2 protein-coding genes are annotated in these 1,940 nt (G+C 38.0%); both read left to right on the top strand.

Annotation, left to right across the window (positions count from 1 at the left end):
* Positions 1–355 precede the first annotated feature (355 nt).
* A complete protein-coding gene (locus IBX40_13185) occupies positions 356–1,105 on the top strand; it encodes a hypothetical protein (GenBank protein MBE0525265.1) in 750 nt (249 codons plus the stop codon).
* A 75-nt stretch (positions 1,106–1,180) separates the two neighbouring features.
* The gene (locus IBX40_13180; protein ID MBE0525264.1) at positions 1,181–1,750 is read left to right on the top strand and encodes a hypothetical protein; all 570 of its coding nucleotides are present in this window, start codon (positions 1,181–1,183) and stop codon (positions 1,748–1,750) included.
* Positions 1,751–1,940: the final 190 nt, after the last annotated feature.

Below are 1,940 nucleotides of genomic sequence, written 5' to 3'. Positions count from 1 at the left end.
CCAAACCATAAGCTTCGTTGATCCTCTAGGCATCGTTTGAAGCCAACAGCGAGAACATGCTACTTCGTACCATAGACGTTTTGTTACATTGCTTTCTGAAGGGCGTGCGCGTCTTAAGGGAGGAAAGCCATCCATGAACACGAGGCTTAGAATTAAATGCCCCCTGCTGTTCTAGATGGAATGATATAGAGGTGGATAAGATTATCATTGAGCAACCTATTCAGAAGCTAAAGTGAAAGTTTTAATCCCAATGTACGAACTATTAGAAGTCGTCAAATGTGAGAAATGCGGAAAAGTCATGGCAGCCCCAAAATATTATTAAGACGGAGGACGAACCCGATTTGAGGAGTTGGAATTGGAAACTGAAGTCGAAAAGAGGGGAATTGGAAAACTGCAAGTCGGTTTGGCAGTATGTATTATAGTAGTTGTTATACTTGCTTCTTTCAACATCTGGCTTTTTACAGATCTACAAAACCAAAGAAATCTCAACAATAATTTACAAATTCAAAAAGATACTCTACAGAATCAATTGAGCTTACTAAATACAACATACAAGAACTATATATCCACTCATAGACACAGTGATTCTGAATATGATTCACTGCAATCCGAATACGATAACTATATGGCAAATCATCATCATACAGATTTGCAATATAACAGCTATGTAACTAATCATCAATACACAAACTCAGAATATGATGAAGCGTTCTTTTTCTTTTATTATGTTAAACCGGAAGAACAGAAGTTTGGAGTTTATGACTTGGAAGATGAACTTTCTGGTTTAGAATGGCTTCATCCGTATCAAGCAGGCGTGTTTGATTGTAGCGAAATGAGTGCTTTCTTAGAATGGCATCTGGAAAATGAAGGATGGCATACTAAAATTGTCGCTGGAGATTCACCATTTGGCTCTGGAAGACATGCATGGTTACTAGTTGAAACTAGCGAAGGAAAATATATGCCCGTTGAAGCCACGAGTGTTAGAGTAGTGTGGTGGTCAGACCCCAATTTCGATAACTATTGGATATACGACCATAAATTTGAAACAATCCAAGAAGCAATAGATTACTATGAAAGTGAATTCGACTGGTGGAAATCACCATGAAGTTGTGGGGAGATGCAAGAAATGCGGAAAACTTGTAGCAGAATCGAAAGAACTAATCAGAATTAGTGATGCTTTATGACGATAGATGACGAATTGCTCCTTGGACTCTTTAAACCAGACAGACATGGAAAAGTTGGTGAAGATGCTCTGATTGTAAAAGTTGTTGGCACTCGTAAAATCGATTATGAATTGGAAGAGTCATCACGAGAATCGAAGTTTGAGTTGATAGACCTGGGGATAGAAAGAGAGGTGGTTAAAATTACATCAGACATAATAGTTACAATCCCACAAGAATACCATAGGAAAATTGCCATCGAACTTGAGAATAATGTCCATTGGGATTTTGGAGAATCTTTACGTCAAGTGAAGAAGTATAAACATGCGTTTGAAGACACACGGGTGATAATCCCAACGGAATACAAGCGATTCGCACCATTGTATAAGAATGAAGGTTTCCGTGTCTATCTTTGGAAGGCAAAACGAAAATGGCAATGTCTGAGATGCGGAACCATAAATCTGAATGAAAACCGCATTCCTCCGAAATGTAACGGTAAGGATTCTGAAGGTAAAAAATGCTCTAACAAAAGCCGAGACGAATTTGACCTTGTTGGATTGGAAGATGCAGAAGTCAAAGAATACGAATAAGCGGGCATATTTATTTTGGGAAAGGTAGTAACAAAAAAAGTTGAGCCAATGTACATGAAGAGAGCTTACCGAAATCAATAAACAATCAAATAGCGCGCGCTGCATCATGTTTAAAACGTCATCTTTTACTTAGAAAGTTATATAAAACTGTCTTTTGTAATCGTTAGTCTCCAAAGGTGAAAGAAAAATG

The organism is Methanosarcinales archaeon (assembly GCA_014859725.1).
In the GTDB taxonomy this organism is placed as follows: Archaea; Halobacteriota; Methanosarcinia; order Methanosarcinales; family Methanocomedenaceae; genus Kmv04.
Note: the sequence above shows the minus strand (reverse complement) of the source record. Positions and strands in the feature narration are given on the sequence as shown.

What these genes read in the sequence shown, in the direction of transcription:
- IBX40_13180 (MBE0525264.1), top strand. Translation starts at nt 1,181, where the DNA reads ATGACGATAGATGACGAATTGCTCCTTGGACTCTTTAAACCAGACAGA.